Here is a 26,063-nt window from a genome sequence, read left to right as displayed (position 1 = left end):
TTTGAGAGAGCGACGAGCGACCCTCGCGCTTATTGATAGTATAAGTCAGCTCAGCGGCTTGACCTTGTACGTTTTTTACAGAGCCGTGAGGACGTGGTAAGCTTTTTATAGTAAAATACCTATATTATTCAAACTCATAGGGAGTATGGATAACATAGGCAGGAGTATCTGTCTATTTTATAAATTTTAAAAAGGTATTAAATGTCTTATTTAATTAAGTCTTTAGTTATCACGTTATCACTACTGTTAAGTACCACGGTTTTTGCCGCTAACACCAGTTACTACGGTAATAAATTTCACGGTAAACGCACAGCTAGTGGTAGTATCTTCAATATGAATTCCCTGACCGCTGCACATAGAACGCTGCCGTTTGGTACGAAGGTAAAAGTGACTAATAAAAAGACAAAGCAGAGCGTGATAGTGAAAATCACCGATAGAGGACCTTTCATCAGGGGACGTATTCTTGATCTATCTAAAGCCGCTGCTGGTAAAATAAACTGCCAACTCTGTACGACTAGTATGAATGTACTATCTTACGGTGATGGCAAATACCGTAGACAATAACTTAATAATGTAAAAAAAGGGGAGAGCTAGCACTCTCCCCTTTTTGTGTATCACTTACTCATTGGTAGCTATCTGCGCTGACCAAATACCTTCTACCCAAAAACCTCCTACTCAAAACTTGCTTCCATCTCTTCAAGAGTAGTCATCGCTACCAGTAAAGACTCTTCACTAGCGCTATGCTGCTGCTGTAGGGCGGTTTGCTCATCAAGTAAGACCATCAAATCAGCTTTACGGCCTTCTTCATAAAGATCAGTATCGCCAAGCTTAACTTCTAAACTTGCCAGCTTATCGTCAATCTTAGCCAACGCTTTTTCTGTATCTTCAATCTCGCGGCGAATAGGCGCGCTAAGCTTGCGCTGTTCAGCGGCCAGTTTGCGCTGCTCTTCTTTCGTTAACGATGATGCAGCAGCTGACTTAGGATTTGCTAGTTTTTTTTTAGCGTGCTTTAAGTTATCAGACTCAGAACCGCTAGTGTTAGGATTTGTTTCACGTGAAACGTCTTCTTTATTAACGAATTTTTTCTTGGCCTTTTTACTCTTACCTTTTTTATCAGCGCCTTTATCTGGACTGTTGGCTTCCTTGCGTTTATCCGACAACCATTTGCCATAGTCATTGATATCGCCATCAAACTCTTCGATTATACCGTCATGTACCAAGTACAGCTCATCGCAGACGTTAGCAATCAGTTCGCGATCATGCGAAACCAGCACTACTGCACCCTCAAAACCTTGTAAAGCCATAGTTAGGGCTTGGCGCATTTGTAAGTCTAAATGGTTGGTGGGCTCATCGAGTACCAGCACATTAGGACGCTGCCAAACAATCAAGGCTAAGGTTAAACGCGCACGCTCACCACCTGAGAATAACTCGCTCGGAGTATCAATACGGTCGCCGCGAAAGTCAAAACCACCCAAAAATGAACGCAATTCAGCATCAGAGGTCTTACCAGCCAAGCGGCGCATCATCTGTAGCGGGGTGGCGACAGCGTCTAAAGCATCCATTTGATGCTGATTAAAGTAGCCTAATTTGAGCGTATCTGAGACATCATAAGTACCAGATAATACCCCAAGCTCACCGACCAGTGCTTTAATCAAGGTCGATTTACCCGCACCATTCATCCCAAGTAGACCAATACGAGTGTCAGGGGTTACTTGCACATTGGCGTTATGGAGTAGTGGTGTGTCGGTATAACCAATATCAGCATTGGTCAGCTCAATCAAGGGCGAGCTCATATTGGCAGGCTCATAGAAACGGAAAGTGAACGGATTATCCGCCATCATTGGTGACAGCTCACTCATACGCTCAAGCTGTTTGATACGGCTTTGCGCTTGCTTGGCCTTACTGGCTTGGGCGCGGAAACGACGAATAAAGTCGTCTAAATGTGCCTTAGTCGCTTCTTGCTTCTCAAAAGCTTGCTGCTGCTGAGCCATACGCTCATGACGGGTACGAATAAACTGCTGGTAGTTACCGGTATATAAGGTGACTTTCTTTTGCTCAACGTGCAAGATATGACCAACGGTATTATCCAAGAACGTTTGGTCATGGGAGATGACAATAACCAGACCAGTAAAGGCATTAATCCAGGTTTCTAACCATAAAATAGCATCTAAGTCCAAATGGTTGGTGGGCTCATCAAGTAACATTAAATCCGCGCGACTCATCAAAGTCTTAGCCAAGTTTAAACGCATACGCCAACCACCAGAAAAACTGTCTACTGGCAGCTCGTGTTGCGTGGTGCTAAAACCTAAGCCCGCCATGATTTGTGCGGCTTTGGTTGGGGTACGATAGCCGTCAATTTCATCAAATTTCTGATGCAATACACCAATTTGGTCATCACTGACCGTACTCAAATCACTCAAAGCCTCATTAATTTTATACCACTGCTCATCACCGCTGAGCACATAATTAATCGCCGTTTGCGCACTTGCGCCGACTTCCTGCGCCATGTGCGCCACCTGCCAGCCATCCGGAATAGTCACTTCACCGCGATCGAGCGTCACCTCAGTATCACCAGTGCCCATGCGGGTTAGTAATAGCGCAAATAGGGTGGATTTGCCAGTGCCGTTATTGCCCGTTAAGCCTACTTTGTGGCCTGGATGTAGCTGAAAGCTAGCACCGGCAAATAATTCACGACCATCACGGCGAACACCAACGTCTTTAAATTCGATCATAAGGTTTTTTCATCTCAAGAGTTTTGTAAAAGTTAAAAAGGTTTTGTAGACTGTATTGCTAACAAAAACAAGTTCATAGGCAAAATGCGCTTTGCAGCACACCAACTGGCGGCTATTATTTCAAACGCCTACTAGATAGGCAAACGATTAAATAACTATTTCGTCAATAAGTTTTTGGCTCTACTATATATAATGCCAAACTAAGCGTCTCTTTTAACAAAGGTCACTGTCACCCTTGACAAACTTATCACCAGCCCCAAGTATGATATACTGTCAAAATACCATTGACATCAGGCGGTTGAGCGCTAGCAGCCTTCGTTTTAGCCTAACTGCTTTGCCCTAATGACGGCCCCAATCGAAACGACTTCGCCACATCCTATTATTGATAAGCAAATGTTGGTAAGCCGCGCCTATCAAGGATAAATAGACAACCTATCAAAGGTAAGTAGACGATCGGGCATAAGTAGAAAACGACACTATTTGATTTTAGCAACTGAGGTAAATATGAACGCAGCAACCAACCAGTATAGTCCAACTACCAACCAGCCTGTGGATCCCACCATCTTAAGCCTCACCGATAGTGCCGCTCAAAAAGTACGTCGGTTGCGTGAAGAAGAAGGTGATAGTAACCTTATGCTGCGCGTTTATGTCACCGGTGGCGGCTGTTCAGGCTTCTCTTATGGTTTTAACTTTGCCAATGATCTGAATGAAGACGATGCCAATTTTGATAATGGTGACGTCACCTTGGTGATTGACTCTTTAAGCTATCAATATCTACAAGGCTCTACCGTTGATTATACTGAAGGGTTAGAAGGGGCGCGCTTTGTGGTCACTAACCCTAATGCTACCACCACTTGCGGCTGCGGCTCGTCATTCTCTATGTAAGCGAGCATTTTCTATTTCAGTGAGCTTTGCTTGATGTTTATAATAAGCATAAACATCAATGATAAGCATCGATATAGACTGATGGCAGACTTCTAAAGCATCACCCTCATTGGTTGGTGCTTTTTTAATTTATATCTCAGTGTCCATTATGGATCATAGGCATGAGAAGCTTGGCGCAAACGACCTAGTATAAATGAGGTGAGACTCAATCATATTAAAGCAAATAGTAGCGGATAATAATGACACGGTCAGATGAATAATGGGTGGTGTTTCAAAAAGTATGCTGGCATTAGACATAACCATAATTGATATAAAAGAACAGCATATTGAACGTTTTAAAGTGATTGTCGAGTTTCTTAGAAAAAGCACAAGTCTTTCTAACTGCTCGCCTCAATCGGTGTCTTAAACGGCAATTATTACCTTCTATGCTAACAGTATATCTTTTACCAATCTGCTTAGGGTCTGCCTTGAAGGCAGTTTTAAAGCTATCCCAGTTGTCCATGCTGATTGAACCATAGCTCACCTTAAGTTTCTTAAGACGAGCTCGAAGCGCTCTGGCCGTGGCTAAATCACGTTTACCCCAAACATGGGCAACAATCTCACCAGTATCACGGTCATAGGCGTAGATTAACCATACCTTCTGCTTCTTGCAACGTACGTATGTCCAGAACTCATCAACTTCTAAACGCGAGTAGTAATGCTGCTTTGGTGAGATCTTATAGATCGATGAGCCTATGGTGCTTAGTATCTTGCCAATGCTGACAGAGGTGATAGTGGCAATGTCTCTAACACTACAGCCTCGTACTATCATCAGTCGTATCTTATGCTCTATTTTAGAGTGGCAACCCTGATAGGTAATGGCGTGGTCGCCAATGAATTGACGTTTACAGTCTTTGCATTGGTAGTTTTGCTTACCATAGCTTTTTATACCGTTTTTCTTTAGACTAGGACTGTGGCAGTCGGGGCAATTAATCTCTATTTGTGTCTTCATAACCTCAAATATAGCATCTTTGCTTTGACTGGCACCCCTCCTTTATTTACTCAGCATACTTTTTGATACACCACCGAATAATGAAATAGCCAGACAATGACTCCTCATCTAAACTAAGTTATTACTACTACTCTAGCTGAATTTGATGAGATAAATATCGTTAAACAGCCTCAAGTAAAGCTTACTGGTTTTGTAATTGTACGTAGTTTTTACGGCTGCTTTGGGCTAAACTGACTTCATTAATTCTACCCAATTCCCCTCAAATTCTGAGCAAACCCCAGTCGGTATTTGTTCTGCCATAATAAATAACAATAGATGAGTATTATGAGTAATTCTGCAACTACCTTTGCCAATTTTGAAATTCCAAGCTGGTTTGACAGCGAACAATTAACGGGAATGCTACGCGGTATCGAAAAAGAAGGCCTACGCGTCAAGTCGGATGGCTATCTGGCACAGACCCCACATCCTGCCAAACTCGGGTCAAAATTGACTCATCCTTTTATTACCACTGACTATTCAGAAAGCTTGCTTGAGCTGATTACCGACCCCAAAGGCACACCCAAAGAAACTTTAGGGATGCTGCGTCAACTGCATGTTTTGGTCTATAAAGCACTTCCCGAAGATGAGCTGATGTGGCCGCTATCAATGCCCTGTATGCTCTCCTCTGATGATCAGGATATTCCACTAGCAGATTATGGCAGCTCAAATACTGGTAAACTAAAAACCCTCTATCGCAGTGGGCTTGGGATACGTTATGGTCGCCGCATGCAAACTATCGCGGGCTTACATTATAACTTATCGTTTGGGGACACTCTATTTGCCGAGTGGCAAAAGCAATTGCCAAAAACTGCTGATCAGTCGCTAATAGAATTTAAAAATGATAAGTATCTAGGTCTCATTCGTAACTTTAAGCGTCTCACCAGTCTGGTGTTATATTTACTTGGTGCCAGTCCTAGTGTCTGTCCTTGCTTTTTGGCAGGGCGTGACCATGATTTGGAACTGCTCAATGATTCGACTTATTATAAACCTGCCGCGACTAGCCTGCGCATGGGCAAGCTTGGCTACACTAATAGCGTGCAAGAGCATCTCGATATCCGTTATAACCATCTGCCAGAGTATGTCGATGGTTTGCGCCGTGCTATTCAAACACCCCATGCAAGCTTTGAAAAACTTGGCTTAAATGATGCGGATGGCAACCCTATTCAAATCAACAATCATATTCTACAAATAGAAAATGAATACTATAGTCCCATTCGCCCGAAACAAATTGCTGATCGTGGTGAGACTCCAACCGAAGCACTTGAGCGGCGCGGTATCGCTTATGTTGAGTTCCGTGCCATTGATTTAGATCCTTATAGTGATATCGGTATTCGTCTATCCAGCGCCTGTTTCTTAGAAGTGATGGCGCTATATTGCCTACTCAATGACTCACCTGAGCTTATGCCTGAAGAAGAAGAAGAGCTGGCGGTTAATCTTGAGCGCGTGGTCAATGAAGGTCGCCGTGATGGCTTACATATCGTTAATAATGGTACCGAGCAATCTTTAGAGAGTTGGATGATCGCCCACTTAAACAGCATGCAACCATTAGCGGCGCTGCTTGATGCTCATTATGGCGGCAATGACTACCGTGCTGCGGTAGCACTGATGCAAGGCAAGGCCGGACACTCTGAGTCGACCATATCAGCACAGGTGAACGATGATAGTAAGCGTTTGGGTAGCTTATGGCAGCTTGGCTTTACCTTAGCGCAGCAGCATCGTGAGTCTTTATTACAGCAGACATTAAGTCCAAACACGCAAGCCAAATACGAAGTCCTGGCCGAAAAGTCGATATTACAGCAGGCAGAGATCGAAGAAGCCGAAACGGAAGACTTTATGGAATTCCTCCAGCAATATCGCTAATACCTTACTGACCCTTGCCGTTTGTAGATAAATTATTCCATAAGAGCACATACCCAATGCAACAACTGACCACTTACCGCAACTTACAAGTGCTTTTAGTACTCATGGCCGTCATCGGTATGAGTTTTGCGTTACTCTTTTTACAGCGTCACTTGGGATTAACGCCTTGTCCGCTGTGTATTTTTCAGCGTATTGGACTGATGGTAATGGGCGGCTTTGCATTATTTGCCGCTATGATTAATCCCAAGCCTATGCTGATCAAACTGTTATTGTGGTTGGGCAGTTTAGCGGGTATTGGTTGGGCGGCTGTGGTAGCAGGGCGTCATGTTTGGCTACAACACTTGCCTGCTGACCAAGTGCCTTCATGCGGGCCCGGTCTTGATTACTGGCTCGATACGCTACCTATGCAACAAGTCCTCAAAGAAGTTTTTGCAGGCTCTGGAGAATGTGCGTCTATTGATTGGCAGTTTTTGGGACTTAGTATCCCTGAGCAGTCATTGATATTTTTTAGTTTGCTATTACTTATTCATGTATTGATATTATGGCGTATTGTTCGGCCTACTATGTCCACGCGTCGGGGTTGACTAGCAATTAAGGCTTTATAAAACTATCTTCCTTTAATGCTTATCCTATAAGGCCTTCATCATTATAAAATGATGTCATAAGGTCGTGTTGTATTTTGAACTTCTCTTGCTAAAACACCTTATTAAGTCTCTTTTATCATTCATACCATTAATATTGTATCATCCTGCCATTCCTATCCATTTCCACCTATTCGTAGCTGCCACCTTGCCTCATTTAACTACTCACCGGAACACTCATAACAAAAAGTCCACATAGTCACCTACAACCTTTGTTATCTTAGAGCAGTTTATTTGACTTAGCCGCATATGGACTTACCTTATGCCCCTAACGACCTGAACGCGATTGCTGACTTACGTTGTCAATAATAGATAACGTTCAGAGCTACTCCTTGAAGAATGTTGGTTTGTTATTGGTGTGATCATGATATATTTTACGCTTGTTTTCTCCGCTATTAATGTCGTTATCAAACGTTTTGGACGCCTATTATTAGCGTTGCCTTTCTTTATGCTGTTGATTGGTTGTGATAGTTCGTCATCTACCACGTCAGATACTGATAGTAGTACAGTGACTCAAACCGCGTCTGTTGATAGTGCGCAAAATACAGCAGAAGCCAGGCAAAATAGTGATGGAAATGATAATGCGAACTCAGATAATGAATTGAGTGGTGTGGACGAAGGTCAGTCGCTCATCTCAGCTATTAAGGTAGGCGATGGTGCACAAGCACAGCGCACGCCGATGATTTCAGGAGCACTTAATAATAGTACCCTTCAGGCGACATTAATAGGGGATTATATCGGCATGTTGCCTTGCTTATTTTGTGATGATATCGACATTACGCTAAATTTATTCGCTGATGGTTCGATACTAAAGACCAGTGTTTATAACAATCCAGAGTCGCCGAAAGTACTCTTGGTTGAATCCGGTACTTATCGCCAAGACGGTAATACGATTACGATCGTTTATGAAAATAAAAATATCGAGACTTATCGCATTCAAGACAATCACTTAGTCATGCTGGATAAAGATCAGAATCCAAATGCTGACTATACTTTGTCACGCAAATAGCTGGTTGTGTTAACAAAATAGCCGAGCTATAAAGGGATTTTGGCATAAGTGGTCTTCACATATGCTGTCTTTTTGAAAAGCCACGCATAACAGGTCTAAAGAATTATATTCTGTCTTAAGCGCACTATTAGATAAGTGAATAAGTAAAATTTATGAGCTGGATGACGCCTACTTATTGGGCGTTTTTTATTGGTTATCTAACGGTGTTTACTTTACAATGAGTTTTTATTTGCCGCGGTTATAGGCTGACAACTATCTGCTATTTTTAGTGCAGCATGCTGAGGTTGAGCAGGGCTTTGATGCTGCTGTATTATATGTTATGTAGTCGGTATGCTTTAAAACAGACACAGTGTGGCTGGTAGAAATTTTGCAGCCTCTGTCTGGCGAAGCGCACAGCACGCTAGAAAATTTTTGCCAGCTGCACGGATTTATCTACGTATCGCTTTTATTTAGCATTGACTATAGTATCACTCTACATTTTTTTATCTATTTTATTTAAGTGAGCACGGAAGGTCTATGCATATTCATATCCTTGGTATTTGTGGTACTTTTATGGGCTCGCTTGCCCTACTGGCTCGGGAGCTCGGGCATACAGTAACAGGCTCAGATACAAATATATATCCGCCAATGTCTACCCAGCTTAAGCAGGCCGAGGTTACTATCTTGGAGGACTACTTAGTAGAGCATTTGCAGCCAACGCCAGATTTGATAGTGGTCGGAAACGCCATGAAACGCGGCATGGAAGTGATTGAACATATGCTTGATCAAGGCATGCGTTACACTTCAGGGCCTCAGTTTTTATCTGAGCAAGTATTGCAGTCCCGTCATGTTTTAGCGGTTGCTGGTACTCATGGTAAGACCACCACGACCACTATGCTGGCATGGATACTTCATTATGCCGGTATCGATGCTGGTTTTCTGATTGGCGGCGTGCCGTTAGTGGATACCACTGATAAGCGCTTGCAACAGGTTTTTGCTCATAGCAGTTATTTGGGCGCAGCTCACAGTACGAGTGAGATAGATAAAGCCGAGAACGAGGCGACACCACAGTCAGACAGTGGTTACAATGGTTATTTCGTCATTGAAGCGGATGAATACGATTCTGCGTTTTTTGATAAGCGCTCAAAGTTCGTTCATTATCGCCCGCGTACGGCAATCTTAAACAACCTTGAGTTTGATCATGCGGATATTTTTGCGGACCTTAATGCCATTCAAACCCAGTTCCATCATATGGTGCGCATGATTCCCAGTACGGGAAAAATCATCATGCCTTCGGCGACTATTAGTTTAGAAGAAACTTTAGCTAAAGGGGTTTGGACACCCATTTGGCGTACTGCTGTCATTGATAAAAAATTAAGTGATGACCAGCCCAGTAATGATAAGTCAGCTGACAATCAGCCTCATAACCATCAAGAATATAGCAATCAAGAAAGTAGTTCAGAAATAAAAAGCAACTGGCAAGCCGAGCTAATCAACCAAGATGGCAGCCAATTTAAAGTCAGCTTTGATGAAAATACTGATACTGGTACCAAAGCGACCGCTATTGTAGATTGGTCGATGAGTGGCATCCATAACGTTAATAATGCCTTGGTGGCTGTCGCTGCTGCTTATAATGTTGGTGTAAATATCCCTACTGCCTGCGCAGCGTTGTCAGCATTTGCTGGAATCAAGCGCCGCATGGAGCTGATTGGTGATGTTAATGATATTTTAGTTTTTGATGATTTTGCTCACCACCCGACGGCCATTACCACCACCTTAGATGGTGCCAAAAAGAAGCTAACGGGTAGACGAATTTGGGCTATTATTGAACCCCGTAGTAACACTATGAAGATGGGCATTCATCAAGATAGCTTAGCGCAATCAGTAGCGTTAGCAGACTATACGCTATGGTATGAACCTGCTGGCCTTGAGTGGGGCCTAAAAGACGTTATTGATCGTGCCAACCTTAGCAATGAGCACAATGGATCTCAGCAAGTCCTTCCTAGTGTTGATGCCATTATTGAACATATCAGAACCCATGCGCAGGCAGGCGATGCCATCGTTATCATGTCTAACGGTGGTTTTGAAGGTATTCATGAGCGCTTATTAGTAGCCTTGCGTCAGATATCCTGACCTTTTCTTTAAGACAATAATCAATGCTAAATAAAAGCGATACGTAGATAAAGGCGTGCAGCTGGTAAAAATTTTCTAGCGTGCTGTGCGCTTCGCCAGACAGAAGCTGCAAAAATTTCTACCAGCCACACTATATCTGTCTTAAAGTTTACAGACTATAACAAAGCAACACCGGTAAAGCATTACTGAAAAAAATTACTGTTTGACCTTATTATATTTAAGTCTATAGCGTAGTGTCGTTACTAACGAGCTGCGCTATTTTTATGTTTAATTTCTGGAAACCAAAGTTATAGATAAAATTTACGTTAGCGACTTGGCTACCTTATTAACCTTTCATTTACCTAATCTACCTTCAAGATAGCAAATCAGCTGGTTTTCTCACATAGCCCCTACACTGGTAACATTTTGTGCTTATTTTTAATAGCAGCGGGTGATTACAATAGGGCTATCAACATGAGAACAATAGCATTGAATACAATAAAATTATTTATTATAGATTGGGAGAACAGCAATGGGTTTTATTTGGATGATTATCGTAGGTTTGGTTGCTGGTTTACTAGCACGTGCTATCAAGCCGGGCAGTGATCCTATGGGCTGGATTATGACTATTGTACTGGGTATTATCGGTGCCATGTTAGGTGGCTTTATAGCCAGTCTAATCGGTATTGATGCTGATGGTGGCATTACAGGTTTAATATTCTCAGTAATCGGTGCGATTATCTTGTTATTCATCTATGAGATGATTATGAACAAACGCCGCGTATAACTGGGCTTCATATAATTTTAAAGTAAAAACAGTCTAAATTCTAATTACATAAAAGACTTTGCTTAGAGCGAGGTCTTTTTTATTGTCTTGATCTAAAGAGTTTCTATTGTAAAGCTAAAAAGCGGATACTTTACTTTTGCCCGTATATTTGGTAAAACCTGTCTTACCAGAGATCATTTAGTAAAGACTGTAAGTTTAATCTACCTACTAGCCTTTTTTTTGAGCTAAAGCATCCTGTTCCGTATTATTTTGTCTTGAATATTATTTATACCTATTGATAAATGTTACTTTTGTCCCCATTTATCTTATAATAAACGACCTATTCTAACCGTATTATTGAGGTAAGCCGCATGGCATTACTCCCTATTTTAAGCTACCCTGACCCGCGCCTGCGCACGATTGCCACACCAGTAAAAGAGGTCACTGCTGAAATCAAGACTCTAATCACTGATATGATTGAGACTATGTACGACGCGGAAGGTATTGGCCTCGCCGCCAGCCAAGTTGACCGACATATCCAACTGATTGTCATGGACTTATCCGAAGACAAAGACACACCGATGGTATTTATTAACCCAAAAATCACGCCATTAGTAGAAGAGAAGCAACCATACGAAGAAGGATGTTTGTCCGTACCTGATGTCTATGACAAGGTTGAGCGCCCCAATAAAGTGCGTATCGAAGCTTTAGATCAAGACGGTCAAGCAATGGATAAAGAAGTAGAAGGCTTGCTGGCAGTGTGTATTCAGCATGAGATGGATCACTTGAATGGGGTTATCTTTGTTGATTACCTATCACACCTTAAACAAACTCGCGCCCGCGATAAAGTTCGTAAAGTGCTCAAAATAAGAGAGAAGCAGGAAGCGGATAAGCAATTACAACCAACGTCTGTTTAATGGTTACTGGATCTAATAGTTGCTAAGTTTGACGATCATTGAGTCTTCTTAATGGTCATTACGTTTTAAAGCGTTAGATTGTGTCACCAATGCTTCATGTTTTAGAGTCATTGTTGCGTGCTATATGACCTTTTTTTTCGGTATTGTCTTTATTTTATCCATTTATCGTCTACCTGTTTTATTGTCTTCATTAAAGGTTTGCTACCATGATCAAAATTGACCAATATTTTGACTCTGCCGGCTGGCAGAAATTCACTCAAGTTACTGAAGGTCGCGAAACCCCATTTTTGGTGGTTGACCTGAGCCGTATCGCGACCAAATATCATGAAATGGTGGGATTTTTTCCCGACGCTAAAATTCATTATGCAATGAAAGCCAGTCCTGCGGTTGAGGTAATCAATTTACTCGCTGAGCTGGGATCAAACTTTGACTGTGCATCCGTTTATGAGCTGGATCGGGTACTCAATTGCGGCGTTGATGCCTCACGTATCTCTTACGGCAATACCATTAAAAAAGCCAAAGATGTCAAGTATGCTTATGATAAAGGCGTGCGTCTGTATGCTACTGACTCGGAAGCCGATTTAAAAAATATTGCGAACTATGCGCCAGGTTCAAACATATTTGTACGTATCTTGGTACAAGGGTCCGATACCGCTGAATGGCCACTGTCGCGTAAGTTTGGTTGCCACCCTAATATGGCGATCGACTTGCTGGTTCAAGCACGCGATTTGGGACTAGTGCCTTATGGCATCTCATTTCATGTGGGCAGTCAGCAAAGAGATGTGGCAGCGTGGGATGATGCGTTGGCCAAGGTCAAATATATGTTTGATTGGATCATTCATGAAGAAGACATCAAGCTACAAATGATTAATTTGGGTGGCGGTTTTCCAGCCAACTATATCAGTGAAGTAAACCCAATACAGGTCTATGCAGAAGAAATCAAACGCTACCTGACTGACGACTATGACGCTGAAGATATGCCGGAGATTATCCTAGAGCCTGGGCGTTCATTGGTTGGCGGTTCGGGCGTGTTGGTCAGTGATGTTGTACTGATTTCACGTAAATCACATACCGATTTATCGCGTTGGGTCTATACCGATGTGGGACTATTCCAAGGGTTAATTGAAACCTTAGGTGAGGCAATTAAATATCCTATTTATACCCCTAAGATGGAAACCTCAACCAGTCAAGGAACCGTAGTATTGGCAGGACCAACCTGTGACTCGGCCGATATTATGTATGAAGAAACGGGCTATCAGCTACCCGAAGAGCTGGAGATTGGTGATAAAATCTATTGGCTCACCACGGGTGCTTATACCAACTCTTATTCGTCCGTTGAGTTTAATGGCTTTCCGCCATTAGAAGTGGTTTATATTGATTAATCGTCAATAAATCGCAATCAAAAAAGCGCGGTATATTTGCCTGTATCCACGTGCTACTCCCTATTATCAATAACTTAAGAATACGCATTTAAGCCTGCTCATTTAAGCCCTACGCATTTAAGCCCTACGCATTTAAGCCTGCTCATTTAAGCATTAATTATTTCAGCCCTACTCATTTAAACCCAAGACATCTTGCATATTATATTGTCCAGCCGGCTGCTGAACTATCCAAGTAGTGGCCCGTACTGCGCCTGCGGCAAAGGTCATCCGCTCCCGGGCACGATGGGTAATTTCAACCACTTCCCCATCAGCGATAAACATCACGGTATGATCGCCGACGATTTCGCCACCGCGTATCGCATGAATACCAATCTCACCTGCTTCGCGCTCGCCTGTCTGGCCTTCACGGCCATAGTTCACTACATCTTTTAGATTTTGTCCGCGCGCCTGTGCCACTGCTTCGGCCATCATATAAGCCGTACCAGATGGCGCATCAATTTTATGCTTATGATGCGCTTCAATAATTTCCACATCGGCATCAGCACCGAACGCTTTAGCGGCCATCTCTAACAGCTTTAATGACAAATTAACCCCAGTAGAATAGTTACCCGCATAAACGATAGCAATTTTCTTGCTTGCCTCTGATAACACTTGTTCTTGTTGTTCATTGAAGCCAGTAGTACCGATGACCATCGCCACTTTATGTTTAGCGCAAACTTGCATATTTTGCTCAGTAGCATCAGGCAAGCTAAAATCGATGAGCACGTCAATATTATTAATCACGGCAGCTAGATCATCAACGATTTGTACCTCTAAGCGTCCTATAGCCGCCACTTCTCCAGCATCGGCACCAACCAAACTTGAACCTTGACGTTCAATCGCTGCGCTTAATGTGGTCTGCGGATTGTCTTGTACCGCCTCGACGAGCATACGCCCCATCCGTCCACCTGCTCCGATAACGCCGATATTAATGGTTTGTTCGTCTGCTTTTTGACTCATGATTTTATCCTGAAATTTTTATTTTGTGAGGTGATAATCGTTAATAAACTTTTTTAATATCATAGCATGAATTAATTTTTTTACGTTTAGCAAAAGCGTTCTGTTGAATAGAGTGATTTCAGGATTATTCAGAAACAGTGCTAACTATGTTGATTGAAACAAAAAAGCCCCTAAGTTTCACGTGAAACTTAGGGGCTTAAGATAATGATTTATTCAATAAAGCTTATTGCTAATAATAAAATCTATTAATCGAACAATTCACCAAACTTTTTAAAGAATGACTTTTTATGCGGTGACTGCTGATGATGGCTGTCATCATCTAGCGTGTCTTGGAACTGACGCAATAAGTCTTTTTGCTCACGGTTTAGGTTCACTGGAGTCTCGATAACCACGCGGCAGATCATATCGCCTTTCATGGTGGTACGTACCGGAGTCACGCCTTTACTGCGAACACGTAGCAGCTTGCCACTTTGCGTCCCTTCGGCGACTTTGACTTTTACTTTGCCATCTAAAGTGGGAATTTCGACTTCTTTACCGAGCGCAGCATCAGTGATGCTTACTGGCACGTCCATGTACAGATCGGCACCTTGGCGAGTAAAGACATTGTGCGGCTTAACCCGTACTTCGACATATAAGTCGCCGTTTTGAACACCTGTACCGCCTGCTTCCCCTTCGCCGGATAAGCGCACACGATCGCCATCGTCGACGCCGGATGGGATAGCGACTTCTAGGTTACGAGACTTATCTTTGACGCCATTACCGTGACAGTCTGGGCAAGGGTTTTTGATTTGCTTACCAGAACCGCCGCACTGAGGGCAGGCTTGTTGTACCTGGAAAAAACCTTGTTGTATACGTACTTGACCTTGACCATGACACATCTGGCAAGTGACCACATCCGAAGCATTTTTTGCGCCTTTACCATCGCAAGTGTCACAAGGGGCTGGCGCAGTAAAGCTAACTTCTTTTTTACAGCCGCGTACGGCTTCTTCCAAAGTCAGCTCTAATACATAACGTAAGTCTGAGCCGCGACGCGAGCGCCCGCCACCGCCGCCACGCGATTGACCAAAGACATCACCGAAGTTACCAAAGATATCACCAAAGATATCTTGGAAGTTGCCACCACCGGCGCCGCCGAAGCCACCGCCACCACCCATATTGTTTTCAAAGGCGGCATGACCCATACGATCATAAGCTGAACGCTTATCGGTATCGCTGAGCACTTCATAAGCCATAGAGGCTTCTTTGAATTTATCTTCGGCATCAGGATCATCAGAATTACGATCTGGATGGTATTTCATCGCCAGCTTACGGTAAGATCGCTTGATCTCTTTGCCATCTGCTGTTTGACTGACACCTAATATTTCATAAAAATCGCGCTTACTCATGAGCTCTCCTATCGTCATCACAGTGCCGCCGGCTGGCAGGTCTATCGACCCTGTCGTCAACTGTTACATTGATCTTTTTATACCTAATCGCAAGCGACTGTTTCACATGAAACATAGTGGCTCTATTAACGATGTAAAAAAGATACTAAATGAATGGACGAGCGAATACGGCGGGATGCTGTTTAACCAGATCAATTATTAAAAGTTTGCGCTATCTATGGAGATGGTGCGCTGATTTATCAAGTTATCGAATAGAGAAATTACTGACTGGTCTGCTAGTGTTTGTCTAAAGGCAGCAAAATTCACGATTGAAAGTCCATAAAAATACCTAGCAGGCTAATAAGGTAACTATAATAAATACGTATCTCTCTACAACCATACTGAACTGATATTACCTTGTCATACCCATATATTTTTGTACCTTTATATCGCTAAGTCGTGCTAGTATTTATCGCCACAAACACGCTGGACAAACACTGTAAAGGTATCTATATCTATGAAAAAGCTGACCACATTACTCATATTATTGGTTGTCATCGCCATAGCGGTATATGCTGGTTCACCTTACTACAGCGCTTATCAGCTCAAAAATGCTTATGATGCCAAAGACGGTGCGACCATCGCCGCCGCCATTGATTATGAGCAAGTACGCCCGAGTGTCCAAACCCAGTTGACCAGTAAGTTTGCTAATACTATGACGCAATATCCATTGGTCGCTGAGCTTGGTGGTGAGCCGCTGACTCAAGCAGCGAACGGCTTTATTGCACAAGCCGTAGACGGTGCCATCACGCCGCAAAATATAGAAAAGCTAATCAACACTCAAGGTCAAGCCAATACCGCTACCAAAGAGCTGGCCGCAGCTTGGGCAATCTCTAGCAATCAAGTTGATCTAAAAAACCTGATCCAAGATCTTATTATTCATCGCGGTGATGTCAATGCGGTGGTCAAAAACCAAATGCAACAGATCATGGAAAAACAAGCCACGCAATTAGAGCAGCAAGTAGCTCAAGGGACGGATAGTAATAAGCCAACATTAAGCTACTGCGGTATCAATTGCTTTAGTATCAGTGGTCAGATCAAAGGTTATCCGCTTACCGTAATGATGGCACGTGAAGGGTTAATTGATTGGAAAATCGTTGATGTTATTCTGCCTTAATGTAGGGCATGTCTTTTGGTCTATTTTATAAGTGAGTTTATGATGCACACTCAAACAACGCCTAAGGTGATGAGCCGTCAGTCTCATGCCTCATCCACAACCCCGGCGCCAATGACTATATTAGATGGAGGGATGGGACGTGAGCTTGAGCGACGCGGTGCCCCCTTTCGCCAACCTGAATGGTCAGCACTGTCATTGAGTCTAGCGCCAAGTAGTGTTCGTGATATCCACTTAGACTACATAAAATCTGGTGCCACGGTTATCACCGTCAATAGCTATGCGGTAACCCCTTATCATTTAGGAGATAGATTTTTTGCTGAAGGTGAACGGCTCATAAAAACGGCAGCGAAGCTCGCATTCGAAGCCGTACAAGCAAACAACAAGCAAGCAAGCAAAAAGCCTGACAGTCCAGCAACCGTACAAATCGCTGGATGTTTGCCCCCACTGTTTGGCTCTTACCGACCCGACTTGTTCGATGCCAAGCAAGCCCCTGCTATCGCGCATCCGTTATTATCCGCACAAGTAGACTATGTGGACATATGGCTGGTGGAAACTCAAAGCAGCATCGTTGAAGCGTTAACATGGCATAAGTTGATTACTGAATTCACAGCTACTCAAAAAGAGCTCGCACAGAAACCCATTTGGATCGCGTTTACGCTAGACGACAGTCAACTAGATAGCGCTACTGATGACACCAATGACACTATCGAACCCGATCGAGCCATGAGCACACCTATGCTACGCTCTGGTGAACCAGTAGCAGAGGCGGTACAAGCTATGATGGCATTGAACGTCGATGCCGTACTATTTAACTGTAGTCAACCTGAGGTCATGAATTCAGCATTGCAAGTTGCGAAGGCGATTATCGACAAAGCGTCACATCCCCAGCAGCTGGGCGTCTATGCCAATGCTTTTGTCTCAAAACAAATCCACAAACAAGCCAATGCACAACTGCGCCAAATACGTAAAGACACTACCCCCGAGCATTACTTGATGTGGGCAACACTCTGGCAAGCCTCTGGTGCCAGCATTATTGGTGGTTGCTGTGGTATTGGCGTCGAGCATATTGAACGACTCGCGCAGCACATGGCTGATAGGCAATGATGTCTTTTTAAGTTTGTAACTTTAGTACTTTATCTATGTAGTGGTTTATTCTACTCCCAAAAATTCTAAAAATTCCGGACTCTCAAAGCTGGCTTGAAACAGTACGCCGTCATCACGATAAATCGCAGGTGTTGCTACCACAGCAAGCCCAGCCGCTTTTTCGCGATTGGGCGCAACATGATCCACGCTACAACTTGCCGGCGCTGGGGTCATCTTGCCTGTTAACATCGCTTTATCCAAAGCGTTCCGGCGGCTGGTTTCATCAGCTTGACACCAGATGCCACGCATTTGCTCCGGTGACTGTTCATAAATAGGATAACCGATTGTTTTAACCGTCACGCCTTTTTTATTAAGACTGCTCATCTGTTTATGCAACATGCGGCAATAAGGGCAATTGACATCAGTAGCCACATAGATCACCGCTTTTTCAGCTGTGGTTGCCGGATAGGTAATCAGTTGCGACTCATCTAACGTGCTAAATACCGACTGGTTTTTACGTTTTTCAAAATTCTCATCCAGTCCAGTAAACTGTCCATTTTCAATCACTGAGATTTCACCATCCGTCACGTACTGAGCATCATCCGATACTAAGAACGGTACGCCCTCTAACGTTGCACCCCAGATCACACCCGGCACTGCCGTATAAAAAAATGGCGTCTTAGTACTCATATTTTTGAGAGCACCCATATTGGCTAACAGGCCAGATTTAGTTTTGGGATTGACAGGAATACCAGCTTGCGCACTACTGCTACGCACTGGGGTCTCAAGCACTAGACGCTTACTCGGATTCTTTTGTAGTTTACCTTGAATGACATATTGACCGCTTTCAGTCATATGCAGCGGTGGCTGTCCAGCAAGGTTAATTTGATACATGTTAGGCAAGTTCGATGGCGCAATAGACGTTATCTGAGTCTTGATACCGGCTTGCTTTAATACTTGCCGTAATTGGCTATCAACAGCTGCGTTAACCTCACCTGTAGTTTGTGTACTTTGAACGCTTTTACTAGCCTTTTCGCTAGGAGATGTTGTTGCAGTAGGCTGCGCGCAAGCAGTCGTTGCCAATAGCATGGCAGTAATGAGGCTAGCAGATTTTAATACAGGTAGTTTCACAGGGATTGTCCTATCAAGTTTATACAAAGTCGTCGGCTAATCTAATCTATATAATTTAAGAGCACTTAGTTTAAAAGCACTTAAGTTAAAAACACTAAGCTGATACTGTTACTCTAAAATAAAATTGGCACACAGTTTTAATAATGAGTTTTAGTAAAGCTCAAATACATTATGCAAAAAAGTAGATTAAAAAACATGGACAGACTTTAGCACATTGGCATATTTTTATAAGGGCATGATAAGGACCTGGCGGCTAATTTTGCAAAACTGCTACCCATGTTTAAGAGACAAGCAACAGAGACAGGCAGCAAGGTATGAATAATAGAAAATACTAAGAGACAAACAATAACGGCAGCCAGCTCACATGATTAGAGAGCTGCTGCCGTTATTGTTTTTACAGTGCTACGTTTTTAAATACTTTCTAATTAATACTACCTAAAGAGGCAAAGCTAGTCATAAACAAACTGGTTGTATAGTCAGTACCAAATAAAATAGATATACACATGGTTTCGTATAACTGGCAGAAATTTTTCTAGCTTGCTGTGTGACTGCGTCACTTTTCGATGCTTCGAAAATTTCTCCCAGCCATACTGTATTTTTTTTAAAGTGGCTCAACTATAAGAAAAGTCCTGTTAAAACTTTGCCACTTCTTCTGCAGTCAAAAAGCGACTGTCGCCTTTCTCTAAGCCGTCTAGATTAATATGGCCAATGCTAGCGCGATGCAGCTCAGTTACTTTATTACCAAAGTAACCCATCATGCGTTTGACCTGGTGATATTTACCCTGCTCTAGGGTTAAGCGTGCATGGGTCTCATCAATGAATTCAAGAATAGCAGGCTTAGTGTCTTCGTAATCGCCATCTAATAAGATACCTTCAGCGACTTCTTTTACCGCATTGGCCTGTGCATCGCTATCCATAGGATCAGCCAAGGTCAGCTCATAGATTTTAGCGTGTTCGTGCTTAGGGCTAGTAACGCGATGCAACCATTTGCCATCATCACTAATCAGTAGTGCCCCAGTAGTATCGACATCAAGGCGTCCGGCAATACGTAAACTACCAATCTCCGGTACAGCTATCAGCTCAGTAACGATAGGATGCTCTTTGACTTTAAGCGTGCATTCAAAACCTTCTGGCTTATGCAATAAGATATAACGATTGCCAGCAGCGACCGATAACGGCTCGCCTGCCCACATGACGTCGTCATTAACAATATCAACATGTACGCCAGGATCTTTAATCACCTTATCATTGACAGTGACTTCACTAGCGTGCAGAATTTTTTTGGATTCTTTACGTGACAGCTCGGTGGCTTTACTAATAAATTTATCTAAACGCATGCTATTTACTACCATCAGTTGCTATAGTGGAGAATAAAATGAACACTGCGCCCAATATAGGCGACAGTAGTTATGATACAAGTTTAGCATATTCCACCTAGACCCTAAATTAATTATGAGTTATCAAACCCTACAAAAAGCAGTAAACGCGCGTCTTGAAATTAAGAAATCTGAATTTATTGCTTATGCTTATCCAGTAACTTCACGTGAACAAGCTATGTTTCACGTGGAACAACTGCGCGAGCAATATGCCGATGCCCGTCATTATTGCTGGGCTTATATTATCGGTGATCCAACCAATACCACCAGTGCTGGCTTCGATGATGATGGTGAGCCAAGTGGTACGGCAGGACGACCTATATTAAACGTCCTTCAGCACAAAGCTATTGGCAACATCATTATTATAGTAGTGCGTTATTTTGGCGGTATTAAGCTTGGCGCGGGCGGTCTGACACGCGCCTATGCTGGCTCTGCGCAAGCCACAGTCGATGAAATGATATTAAGCCCTTATGTGGCAATGGCTCAAATCAAAATACAGGCTGAGTTTGCCACTGAAGCACAATGCCGCTATGTGGTCGACAGCTTAAACGGTAGTATTGACGACGTTGCTTATAGTGAGAATGTGCTATTAACCGTTACCATTGCTGAGGGCGATATTGAAGCGCTAAAGATAGAGCTGGCGATGGCAGGTAAGGTTTTATATGACGACGACTAATCAAATTGTTAATAATAACTTATCTTCTGAGTATATGTCTGTTCACTGAATGGTTCACTAAAAAATATTGGAACCCTGCTCATAGCTGAGTATGATAGTTACTTTTAATACCTTAGTTAAAATATATTATTTGTTTCACGTGAAACTTAATATTTGAAAACACAGCAATTTTATTAAAAAAAATGTACTATTACCCTTTTTTCTTAATCAAACCTGATACGACTCTATGACTAATTTTACTTATAACAAATTTAAGCCGCCATTTTGGCTCACTAATCCGCACCTACAAAGTATCTTGCCCAAGTTTTTTGCCCCAAAAGCACCCACTTACAGAAGGGTGGTCGAAAAAGACTCTTTGGATGAAAGCGATATTGCTTATGACTTTTATGATGCCCATGAGCTGAACACAGACACAGGTAATGATGATGCGTTAGAAAAGACACCGTTAATTGTGCTATTTCATGGTATGGAAGGCAGTAGCGACAGCCATTATGCGCGCGTGTTGGCTTATGAGATGCATGCTCAGGGTTGGCACTTTGTCGTAGCACATTTTCGCAGTTGCGGTGGTATTCCTGCTAGCGGACGCGTGTTTTATACTGCGGGTGACACGGGTGAAGTACATCACGCGCTAGAAAACTTACGCCAACAGTATGCGCATATTTATGCCGTTGGGGTCTCATTGGGCGGTAATGCGTTGGCAAAATACATGGGTGAGCATGGTGATAAAGCGTTGTGTGATGGCGCAGTGGTCATCTCCGCACCCGTTGATATGTCATCGGCAGCTATCACTATGCATAGCTTTTTGAGTCACCGTATTTATACGCCCTATTTGCTCAATCCCATTATCAAAAAAGCGCTGGCCAATGATATAACCAAAGAGGAAATCGCCTCTATTAAGGCAGTCAATCGCATTAGCGACTTCGATAATATTTTTACGGCCCCGCGTCACGGCTATCGCTCTAAGAACGACTATTATCATTCCTCTTCTGCCCTACCTCATTTATTGGGTGTGACTCATCCGCTACTGCTGATTAGCGCTAAAGACGATCCTTTTATTGGCTTTACCGCTACCCCCAACGATGTTTCTGATAGCGTCACTATTCTGGAGACGGATCACGGTGGTCATATCGGCTATCTTCGCTATCGTTCAGACAAAAAGCACTCTAATAAAAAAATCAACGCTACTCAGTCAGATGCCAAGCCGTCTCTAGCGAATGGTAAAAAAGCAAAAACGTCAAAATTTGATATTAACTGGATACCCGAAACTGTCAGTGCTTTTTTTCACTCTATCGGTGTGTAATCTGGCAAATCATGGCTCTACTTTCTAGACTTTTGAGACTACTTTATGTACCCCTATATTCGCTACACCAAGTCTATCGTTGATGCTGTTATCGCTAACAAAAAAGGCCGGTCTCTAGATATTACCCAGACCAGTGAAGTAATGATTCGCTGTAGCCTAACCGATCTCGACGTCATGTTAGAGATGAATAATGGTCGGGTATTGACCATATATGATATAGGACGTACTGATTTTATTATCCGTACGGGCCTTGGGCGTATGTTACTTAAAAAACGTTGGGCGATGGTGGTCGCAGGTAGCACTATTCAATACCGTAAGCGTATTCGATTTTTGGACAAAGTCACTATCAAGACCCATATCGTCGCCATAGATGAGCGTTGGCTGTATCTTGAGCATTCCATGTGGGTCAAAGGTAAGCCTTGCTCTTCGACATTACTACGGACTGGCGTCACTGAAAAGGGCCGTGTGATTGACACTCAAAGCGTACTTAAAACGATGGGTAAATCAGAGTGGGATATGCCGCCAACCGGTTATGTAAAAGAATGGATTGAGAGTGATACTCACCGTCCGTGGCCGCTTATTAGTTGAAGTACAAGTGTCTAATAGTAAATTATGCGGTTACGCTCACTCAGATACCTTACTGATAACTTGCAACGCCTAAGTGACTTAAGTCACTTAGGCGTTACTATCTTATAACAATACATTATATAATAATGCATAATAAATGGTAGGCTATTAGTTAGTAACTTATTCAATAGAATAAAACTCTAATAGGAGAACAATATGATTAAAACTACGAATTATGTCGGTACTTTATTTGATAACAAAACAACCAACCCAAGTAAAATTACTTTGGCCTTTACAATGGCTGGCAAAGCGCTAGAAAAAGGACACTCTGCAACGGTTATCTTGATGGTGGATGCTGTGCATTTAGCGCTACCTAACGCTCTAGATGATGTTGATATTGGCGCCCCTTTTGAACCTGCTGGCAAGTTGCTAGAAGCCTTTATTGAAAAAGGCGGTCAAGTATTGGTCTGCGGTGCTTGTATGAAGCATAGTGGTGTAGATGAATCAGAAATCGATACGCGCTTCGATGTCATCAGTGGTGATGATGTGGTGGAGTTGCTCATGAGTGCGAAAGGCTCGTTGCAATTGAACTAAAAGTTAAATTGGCATAAGCACTTATTTTAATTACAGTTCCATAGTCAAATAACAGTCCCCTACTAACAAAAAAAAGAAACACCAGATATCCTGATGTTTCTTTTTTTTGGCAGCCCACATTTTGAAAGTGACTATTTCAAGAGCTAATGTTTTCGAATAACAAAAGCTACTTCGCCTCTAACCCTTTACGAAATTCTTTATAGTCGTCTGCCGACTCTTTCACTGCTTCTACCATCGGTACATGTCCGACTTCATCCATCATAATGACCTTCGCTTGCGGTATCAACTCACTCATCAAATGAGCAGTTTCAGGCTTTAATACTTGGTCCTCGGCTCCCCAAACAATCAGCGTAGGAATATTATACTCGGCAATGACTTTGGCACGCGCCGCCACATTATCTTCAACGATCTGTTTGAGTATTTTGGTATTCAGCTCGCGATTGGCAATACTTTCCTGTGCAAAGACTGCTTGCACGGTTTTGGGGACATAAGGCGGCTTGTACATAACCGTTTTATACATCGCAAAATACTCCTCGGTGCTATCAATCAACAAGGGACTGTTATCAAGGTCCGACGCTTTGAACTCTCGTTGCATGTCTGCTGACCAAAATCCACCACTGTCCAGTAGCCACAGGCTTTTGACACTATTAGGATACATTGCCGCATAGGCAACACTGATAGCACCGCCCATAGAATTACCCCCGACGTGAATGGCCGATGCCACGCCTTTGGCTTGCAGTAGCTCGTTCAAGCGTGCTGCTTGTGCATCTGCGCGATAGTCTGCCTGCGGCGGCTTACTAGAATTACCGAAACCTAGCAGATCTGGAATAATCAGATGATAGTCCTCTAACTCATCTGCGATACGCGTAAAGTTGTCTTTATTACCGCCAAAGCCATGGATCAATAATAAAGGCTCGCCAGCCAAGTTGCTGCCTTCTAGGTAAGTCATCTGCTCACCAGACGCCAGCGTAAATGCTTTGGTCTCAAGGTCTGATTTATTCCGTTCATACTGTACGAGCTTTTGGGTCGTGGCGACTGTAAAGGTATTGGGCGTCGTACATCCCACTACAGAAAGAGTCAGTAGAGCGGCTAAACTCGTGCGCAGTAATGTCATAAAAACATCCTCGTTTATGGTTGGCAAAATAACTTGAATACGTAATCTTAGCATAAGCCCATTTATGGCAAATTAATTTATGATTACGGTCAAGTCAGAGTTTGCACAACAAAGAAGATATTAGCGGTCACCCACCAAAAACTCCACCGCCGCTGCCGCATGGATAGCCGTGGTATCAAAGACAGGAATCGGGCTGTCATCTTGGCTGATTAACAGTCCAATCTCGGTACAGCCCAATATTACACCCTCAGCGCCTTGTGCGGCCAATTGCTTAATGACGTCAACATAGTATTGTCGTGAGCTATCCTGGAATTTTCCTAGACACAGCTCCTCATTGATAATTCGATGTATTTCTTTCTGCATGATCGTATCAGGTACTAATACTTGCAAGCCAGCATTAATAAGGCGCTGCTTATAAAAGTCCTCAGTCATGGTGAACTGCGTACCGAGTAACGCGATGGTTTTTAACCCTTGCTTATTGATTGCTTGCGCCGTCACCTCTGCGATATGAATAATGGGTAAGCCCGTCGCTGCCTGTACTTTATCGACTACTTTATGCATAGTGTTGGTGGCAATCAATAACCCTTGTACACCAGCGGCTTGTAACCGTGTGCCACTGCTGGCCATTATCACGCCCAATTCATCCCACTCGCCTTGCTCTTGTAACTCATTAATCAGTGCAAAGTCCACGCTATGAATCAGTAAGTCTGCTGAATGGTGACCGCCTAGCTTTTCTTTGACACCTTGATTAATCAGTCGATAATAGCTTTGAGTACTCTCCCAGCTCATACCACCGATAATGCCTAAAGTTCTTTGGTGAAGTATTTTTTGCTGAAGTGTTTTTTGCTGAAGTGTTTGCTGTTGAAGGTTTTGCTGCTGATAAACTGACATACTGCCTCCTTATTTATTGATTATAATATTGCGAACCTTACGATTGATAATAACCGTTTTACCAATTGCTTATCACTCTATATGATGGTTGCCAATAAATGTCGTCATTATTATGTAGGACTCAGCAAACCCATGGCAAAAACACCTATTATTAGAATACGCACCCGTAGAAAGTACTACCGACTTATTTTTACTGGCCTAATGGCGCTAATGATGTCATCTATTATCTCGACGGCATTGTTGCTAATTAATGTAGGGTTTGTTGAGGGGTTCTTTATAACGTTGTTTGATTCATGGAAGTATGCCTTTATAGTAGCCTGGCCGAGCGCTTATATCTGCGCGTATTTAATACAAGAGCATCTGCTAAGTAAGATTGAGTTTTACTGAAATAGATATTGATATCGGTGAGACCGACTTATTGATGCTGATTGCTGATGTTTAGCTCTTAGTGCTAATTCTTGATACTAATTCCTGATAC

At 42.9% G+C, this 26,063-nt stretch carries 24 protein-coding genes; 16 read left to right on the top strand and 8 right to left on the bottom strand.

What is annotated here, in order from left to right; genetic code table 11:
* The first annotated feature begins 201 nt into the window (after positions 1–201).
* Positions 202–564 (top strand): septal ring lytic transglycosylase RlpA family protein, encoded by a 363-nt coding sequence (locus tag U1P77_RS11680; protein WP_321155150.1) that lies wholly within the window; start codon positions 202–204, stop codon positions 562–564.
* A gap of 107 nt (positions 565–671) precedes the next feature.
* Here U1P77_RS11680 and U1P77_RS11675 read toward each other — a convergent pair whose 3' ends face one another.
* Entirely contained in the window at positions 672–2,732 is a 2,061-nt protein-coding gene (locus U1P77_RS11675; protein ID WP_321155149.1) for an ATP-binding cassette domain-containing protein, read from the bottom strand.
* A 504-nt stretch (positions 2,733–3,236) separates the two neighbouring features.
* Here U1P77_RS11675 and erpA point away from each other — a divergent pair.
* Complete coding sequence (gene erpA / locus U1P77_RS11670; RefSeq protein ID WP_321155148.1) at positions 3,237–3,617, top strand: iron-sulfur cluster insertion protein ErpA; 381 nt, start codon at positions 3,237–3,239, stop codon at positions 3,615–3,617.
* 289 nt (positions 3,618–3,906) lie between these two features.
* Here erpA and U1P77_RS11665 read toward each other — a convergent pair whose 3' ends face one another.
* Complete coding sequence (locus tag U1P77_RS11665) at positions 3,907–4,608, bottom strand: IS1 family transposase (RefSeq protein WP_321155147.1); 702 nt, start codon at positions 4,606–4,608, stop codon at positions 3,907–3,909.
* Between the two features lie 324 nt (positions 4,609–4,932).
* Between U1P77_RS11665 and gshA the strand changes: the two genes are divergently transcribed.
* The 7 genes from gshA (at position 4,933) to U1P77_RS11630 (ending at position 13,313) form a co-directional block, all read left to right on the top strand.
* A complete protein-coding gene (gshA, locus tag U1P77_RS11660; RefSeq protein WP_321155146.1) occupies positions 4,933–6,507 on the top strand; it encodes a glutamate--cysteine ligase in 1,575 nt (524 codons plus the stop codon).
* 56 nt (positions 6,508–6,563) lie between these two features.
* Positions 6,564–7,091, top strand: coding sequence for a disulfide bond formation protein B (locus U1P77_RS11655; RefSeq protein WP_321155145.1), 528 nt, complete (start codon positions 6,564–6,566; stop codon positions 7,089–7,091).
* A 421-nt stretch (positions 7,092–7,512) separates the two neighbouring features.
* The gene (locus U1P77_RS11650) at positions 7,513–8,157 is read left to right on the top strand and encodes a copper resistance protein NlpE N-terminal domain-containing protein (RefSeq protein WP_321155144.1); all 645 of its coding nucleotides are present in this window, start codon (positions 7,513–7,515) and stop codon (positions 8,155–8,157) included.
* A gap of 516 nt (positions 8,158–8,673) precedes the next feature.
* A complete protein-coding gene (locus U1P77_RS11645) occupies positions 8,674–10,269 on the top strand; it encodes a glutamate ligase domain-containing protein (RefSeq protein ID WP_321155143.1) in 1,596 nt (531 codons plus the stop codon).
* A 511-nt stretch (positions 10,270–10,780) separates the two neighbouring features.
* Complete coding sequence (locus U1P77_RS11640) at positions 10,781–11,035, top strand: GlsB/YeaQ/YmgE family stress response membrane protein (RefSeq protein WP_321155142.1); 255 nt, start codon at positions 10,781–10,783, stop codon at positions 11,033–11,035.
* A 350-nt stretch (positions 11,036–11,385) separates the two neighbouring features.
* Positions 11,386–11,931 (top strand): peptide deformylase, encoded by a 546-nt coding sequence (gene def / locus U1P77_RS11635; RefSeq protein WP_321155141.1) that lies wholly within the window; start codon positions 11,386–11,388, stop codon positions 11,929–11,931.
* 206 nt (positions 11,932–12,137) lie between these two features.
* Positions 12,138–13,313 carry a type III PLP-dependent enzyme gene (locus U1P77_RS11630; RefSeq protein WP_321155140.1) on the top strand — a complete coding sequence of 392 codons (1,176 nt, stop codon included), beginning with the start codon at positions 12,138–12,140 and terminating at the stop codon, positions 13,311–13,313.
* Between the two features lie 168 nt (positions 13,314–13,481).
* On the opposite strand, the gene dapB is transcribed toward U1P77_RS11630, so the two are convergent.
* Together dapB and dnaJ are read right to left on the bottom strand one after the other, a co-directional pair.
* Positions 13,482–14,312, bottom strand: coding sequence for a 4-hydroxy-tetrahydrodipicolinate reductase (gene dapB, locus U1P77_RS11625; RefSeq protein ID WP_321155139.1), 831 nt, complete (start codon positions 14,310–14,312; stop codon positions 13,482–13,484).
* A gap of 245 nt (positions 14,313–14,557) precedes the next feature.
* On the bottom strand, positions 14,558–15,697 hold the full coding sequence (gene dnaJ / locus U1P77_RS11620; RefSeq protein ID WP_321155138.1) for a molecular chaperone DnaJ: 1,140 nt from the start codon (positions 15,695–15,697) through the stop codon (positions 14,558–14,560).
* Positions 15,698–16,193: 496 nt separating this feature from the next.
* Here dnaJ and U1P77_RS11615 point away from each other — a divergent pair, with 496 nt between their 5' ends.
* Together U1P77_RS11615 and U1P77_RS11610 are read left to right on the top strand one after the other, a co-directional pair.
* Complete coding sequence (locus tag U1P77_RS11615; protein ID WP_321155137.1) at positions 16,194–16,853, top strand: DUF2939 domain-containing protein; 660 nt, start codon at positions 16,194–16,196, stop codon at positions 16,851–16,853.
* Positions 16,854–16,892: 39 nt separating this feature from the next.
* Positions 16,893–17,957: a homocysteine S-methyltransferase family protein gene (locus U1P77_RS11610; protein ID WP_414479013.1), complete on the top strand. Its 1,065-nt coding sequence runs from the start codon at positions 16,893–16,895 to the stop codon at positions 17,955–17,957.
* Positions 17,958–18,002: 45 nt separating this feature from the next.
* Here U1P77_RS11610 and U1P77_RS11605 read toward each other — a convergent pair whose 3' ends face one another.
* Together U1P77_RS11605 and U1P77_RS11600 are read right to left on the bottom strand one after the other, a co-directional pair.
* On the bottom strand, positions 18,003–19,067 hold the full coding sequence (locus U1P77_RS11605; protein ID WP_321155136.1) for a disulfide isomerase DsbC N-terminal domain-containing protein: 1,065 nt from the start codon (positions 19,065–19,067) through the stop codon (positions 18,003–18,005).
* Positions 19,068–19,699: 632 nt separating this feature from the next.
* Positions 19,700–20,404 carry a pseudouridine synthase gene (locus U1P77_RS11600; RefSeq protein WP_321155135.1) on the bottom strand — a complete coding sequence of 235 codons (705 nt, stop codon included), beginning with the start codon at positions 20,402–20,404 and terminating at the stop codon, positions 19,700–19,702.
* 115 nt (positions 20,405–20,519) lie between these two features.
* Here U1P77_RS11600 and U1P77_RS11595 point away from each other — a divergent pair, with 115 nt between their 5' ends.
* The 4 genes from U1P77_RS11595 to U1P77_RS11580 all read left to right on the top strand — a co-directional run bounded on the left by U1P77_RS11595 (position 20,520) and on the right by U1P77_RS11580 (position 23,580).
* Positions 20,520–21,119, top strand: coding sequence for a YigZ family protein (locus U1P77_RS11595; protein ID WP_321155134.1), 600 nt, complete (start codon positions 20,520–20,522; stop codon positions 21,117–21,119).
* A gap of 226 nt (positions 21,120–21,345) precedes the next feature.
* The gene (locus U1P77_RS11590) at positions 21,346–22,419 is read left to right on the top strand and encodes a YheT family hydrolase (RefSeq protein ID WP_321155133.1); all 1,074 of its coding nucleotides are present in this window, start codon (positions 21,346–21,348) and stop codon (positions 22,417–22,419) included.
* 45 nt (positions 22,420–22,464) lie between these two features.
* A complete protein-coding gene (locus U1P77_RS11585; protein WP_321155132.1) occupies positions 22,465–23,007 on the top strand; it encodes an acyl-CoA thioesterase in 543 nt (180 codons plus the stop codon).
* 195 nt (positions 23,008–23,202) lie between these two features.
* A complete protein-coding gene (locus tag U1P77_RS11580) occupies positions 23,203–23,580 on the top strand; it encodes a DsrE family protein (RefSeq protein WP_321155131.1) in 378 nt (125 codons plus the stop codon).
* A gap of 166 nt (positions 23,581–23,746) precedes the next feature.
* Here U1P77_RS11580 and U1P77_RS11575 read toward each other — a convergent pair whose 3' ends face one another.
* Together U1P77_RS11575 and U1P77_RS11570 are read right to left on the bottom strand one after the other, a co-directional pair.
* Positions 23,747–24,694 carry an alpha/beta fold hydrolase gene (locus U1P77_RS11575; protein WP_321155130.1) on the bottom strand — a complete coding sequence of 316 codons (948 nt, stop codon included), beginning with the start codon at positions 24,692–24,694 and terminating at the stop codon, positions 23,747–23,749.
* 120 nt (positions 24,695–24,814) lie between these two features.
* The gene (locus tag U1P77_RS11570) at positions 24,815–25,585 is read right to left on the bottom strand and encodes an aspartate/glutamate racemase family protein (protein ID WP_321155129.1); all 771 of its coding nucleotides are present in this window, start codon (positions 25,583–25,585) and stop codon (positions 24,815–24,817) included.
* Positions 25,586–25,666: 81 nt separating this feature from the next.
* Between U1P77_RS11570 and U1P77_RS11565 the strand changes: the two genes are divergently transcribed.
* Complete coding sequence (locus U1P77_RS11565) at positions 25,667–25,972, top strand: DUF2798 domain-containing protein (protein ID WP_321155128.1); 306 nt, start codon at positions 25,667–25,669, stop codon at positions 25,970–25,972.
* The last annotated feature ends 91 nt before the right edge of the window (positions 25,973–26,063 follow it).

This window comes from Psychrobacter sp. LV10R520-6, assembly GCF_900182925.1.
In the GTDB taxonomy this organism is placed as follows: domain Bacteria; phylum Pseudomonadota; class Gammaproteobacteria; order Pseudomonadales; family Moraxellaceae; genus Psychrobacter.
Note: the sequence above shows the minus strand (reverse complement) of the source record. Positions and strands in the feature narration are given on the sequence as shown.

Coding starts and splice junctions, on each gene's coding strand:
- U1P77_RS11600 (WP_321155135.1), bottom strand. CDS start 20,404: ATGCGTTTAGATAAATTTATTAGTAAAGCCACCGAGCTGTCACGTAAA.
- U1P77_RS11565 (WP_321155128.1), top strand. CDS start 25,667: ATGATGGTTGCCAATAAATGTCGTCATTATTATGTAGGACTCAGCAAA.
- def (WP_321155141.1), top strand. CDS start 11,386: ATGGCATTACTCCCTATTTTAAGCTACCCTGACCCGCGCCTGCGCACG.
- U1P77_RS11655 (WP_321155145.1), top strand. CDS start 6,564: ATGCAACAACTGACCACTTACCGCAACTTACAAGTGCTTTTAGTACTC.
- U1P77_RS11575 (WP_321155130.1), bottom strand. CDS start 24,694: ATGACATTACTGCGCACGAGTTTAGCCGCTCTACTGACTCTTTCTGTA.
- U1P77_RS11640 (WP_321155142.1), top strand. CDS start 10,781: ATGGGTTTTATTTGGATGATTATCGTAGGTTTGGTTGCTGGTTTACTA.
- U1P77_RS11680 (WP_321155150.1), top strand. CDS start 202: ATGTCTTATTTAATTAAGTCTTTAGTTATCACGTTATCACTACTGTTA.
- U1P77_RS11645 (WP_321155143.1), top strand. CDS start 8,674: ATGCATATTCATATCCTTGGTATTTGTGGTACTTTTATGGGCTCGCTT.
- gshA (WP_321155146.1), top strand. CDS start 4,933: ATGAGTAATTCTGCAACTACCTTTGCCAATTTTGAAATTCCAAGCTGG.
- U1P77_RS11615 (WP_321155137.1), top strand. CDS start 16,194: ATGAAAAAGCTGACCACATTACTCATATTATTGGTTGTCATCGCCATA.
- U1P77_RS11610 (WP_414479013.1), top strand. CDS start 16,893: ATGATGCACACTCAAACAACGCCTAAGGTGATGAGCCGTCAGTCTCAT.
- U1P77_RS11595 (WP_321155134.1), top strand. CDS start 20,520: ATGAGTTATCAAACCCTACAAAAAGCAGTAAACGCGCGTCTTGAAATT.
- U1P77_RS11665 (WP_321155147.1), bottom strand. CDS start 4,608: ATGAAGACACAAATAGAGATTAATTGCCCCGACTGCCACAGTCCTAGT.
- erpA (WP_321155148.1), top strand. CDS start 3,237: ATGAACGCAGCAACCAACCAGTATAGTCCAACTACCAACCAGCCTGTG.
- U1P77_RS11630 (WP_321155140.1), top strand. CDS start 12,138: ATGATCAAAATTGACCAATATTTTGACTCTGCCGGCTGGCAGAAATTC.
- U1P77_RS11570 (WP_321155129.1), bottom strand. CDS start 25,585: ATGTCAGTTTATCAGCAGCAAAACCTTCAACAGCAAACACTTCAGCAA.
- U1P77_RS11580 (WP_321155131.1), top strand. CDS start 23,203: ATGATTAAAACTACGAATTATGTCGGTACTTTATTTGATAACAAAACA.
- U1P77_RS11585 (WP_321155132.1), top strand. CDS start 22,465: ATGTACCCCTATATTCGCTACACCAAGTCTATCGTTGATGCTGTTATC.
- U1P77_RS11590 (WP_321155133.1), top strand. CDS start 21,346: ATGACTAATTTTACTTATAACAAATTTAAGCCGCCATTTTGGCTCACT.
- dapB (WP_321155139.1), bottom strand. CDS start 14,312: ATGAGTCAAAAAGCAGACGAACAAACCATTAATATCGGCGTTATCGGA.
- U1P77_RS11650 (WP_321155144.1), top strand. CDS start 7,513: ATGATATATTTTACGCTTGTTTTCTCCGCTATTAATGTCGTTATCAAA.
- U1P77_RS11675 (WP_321155149.1), bottom strand. CDS start 2,732: ATGATCGAATTTAAAGACGTTGGTGTTCGCCGTGATGGTCGTGAATTA.
- dnaJ (WP_321155138.1), bottom strand. CDS start 15,697: ATGAGTAAGCGCGATTTTTATGAAATATTAGGTGTCAGTCAAACAGCA.